Origin of the sequence: Mesorhizobium sp. M7A.F.Ca.CA.001.10.2.1 (genome assembly GCF_003998575.1) — a bacterium.
In the GTDB taxonomy this organism is placed as follows: domain Bacteria; phylum Pseudomonadota; class Alphaproteobacteria; order Rhizobiales; family Rhizobiaceae; genus Mesorhizobium.
Window position 1 is genome coordinate 1 of record NZ_RZQY01000996.1, and the last position, 1493, is coordinate 1493.

The 1493-nt window shown below is 62.8% G+C and carries 2 protein-coding genes; one reads left to right on the top strand and one right to left on the bottom strand.

The genetic code is table 11. The annotated features are described in order from the left end of the window. The coding region (locus tag EN964_RS34365) for an NADPH-dependent FMN reductase (protein WP_164776369.1) at nucleotides 1–513 on the bottom strand (513 nt) is incomplete at its 3' end. Between the two features lie 205 nt (nucleotides 514–718). Here EN964_RS34365 and EN964_RS34370 point away from each other — a divergent pair. Then, the coding region (locus EN964_RS34370) for a cytochrome P450 (RefSeq protein WP_164776370.1) at nucleotides 719–1493 on the top strand (775 nt) is incomplete at its 3' end.

The following is a 1493-nucleotide window of genomic DNA, read 5'->3' on the forward strand; positions in this document are numbered from 1 at the left end:
GGTTTTGGCTCCGCCCTGCACCTGTTCGCTGGCGTTGAAAGCGCCGTTCTCATCGAGCAGTTTCTGGTACATCGGCAGCGCGACGCCTTCCGAGATCGGCATGACGCCGACCGATGTCAGCAACGGCTTCAGCGCTTGCGCCGCGCGCAGGCCGCCGGAGACGCCGCCATAGCTGAAAATGGCTGCAGGCTTGTACTTCCATTCACGCGAGAGATAATCGACCGCGTTGACGATCGCCGGCGCCACGAAATAATTGTATTCCGGCGCCACGAAGACGAAGGCGTCGGCGGCATCGATCGCTTTCGACCAGGCCTTGGTATGGTCGTTCTTGTAATTGCCGAGCCTTGGATGGTGCGGTTCGTCCAGCACCGGAAGCTTGAACGTATCGATGTCGGTCAGTACCGGCTCGAATTTTCCATGCCCGCGCGCGAACGTCTCCAGCCACTCGGCAAAAACCGGTCCGGCGCGGCCTGGCCGCGTGCTGCCGATGATGATGTTCAACTGGTGCTTCAAGGCGGGCTCCTAGGTCTGGCGGTATCTGTTGGTGACCTACGGCAGGACACGGCCGCGGACAAGGCGGCACCGCCATGGAGGCGGTCACAATCGGCTGAACGGATCGCCTGCTGTGACGCCTCGGGCTGTATATTTGCGCCTGCCGTTCGGTCACATGGACGCCCGCATTGCCAGCCATTACATTGGGGTATCAGCGGAGCAGCCCATGGACATCCAGCCCGCCCCCTTCATTCCCCCGGCGCCGAAGCCGCGCACCACGCCGCCCTCGACGCTGGAGATGATCCGCATCGTCTACCGCAACCCGCTCGAATTGTGGGGTGAGCACACCTACAACGAGCCGTGGATCTCGGCCAGTGGTGTTGGTGGACATCTGATCGTCGCCAATGATCCCGGCCTGATCCGCCATGTGCTGGTCGACAATGCCAGGAACTACAAGATGGCGACGGTGCGTCAGAAGATCCTGCGGCCGATCCTGCGCGATGGCCTGCTGACCGCCGAGGGCGAGGTCTGGAAGCGGTCGCGCAAGGCGATGGCGCCGGTGTTCACGCCGCGCCACATCTTCGGCTTCGCCCAGCCGATGCTGAGACGCACGCTGGACTTCGTCGCCCGCTACGAAGACGGCGGCACGTCCGACATCGCCCATGACATGACGCTGCTCACCTACGACATCCTGGCCGAGACGCTGTTTTCCGGCGAGATATCGGGCGAGCCTGGCAGTTTCGCCAACGAGATCGACCGCCTGTTCGAGACCATGGGTCGCGTCGATCCGCTCGATCTGTTGCGCGCGCCCGACTGGCTGCCGAGGCTGACCCGTATCCGCGGCCGCAAGACCATGGCCTATTTCCGCAAGATCGTCACCGACACTGTCAAGATGCGCGAAGCGAAATTCAAGCGCGACCCCGATGCCGTGCCGCAGGATTTCCTGACGCACCGTCGCCATCTTGTAGTTCCTGGCATTGTCGACCAGCACATGGCGGATC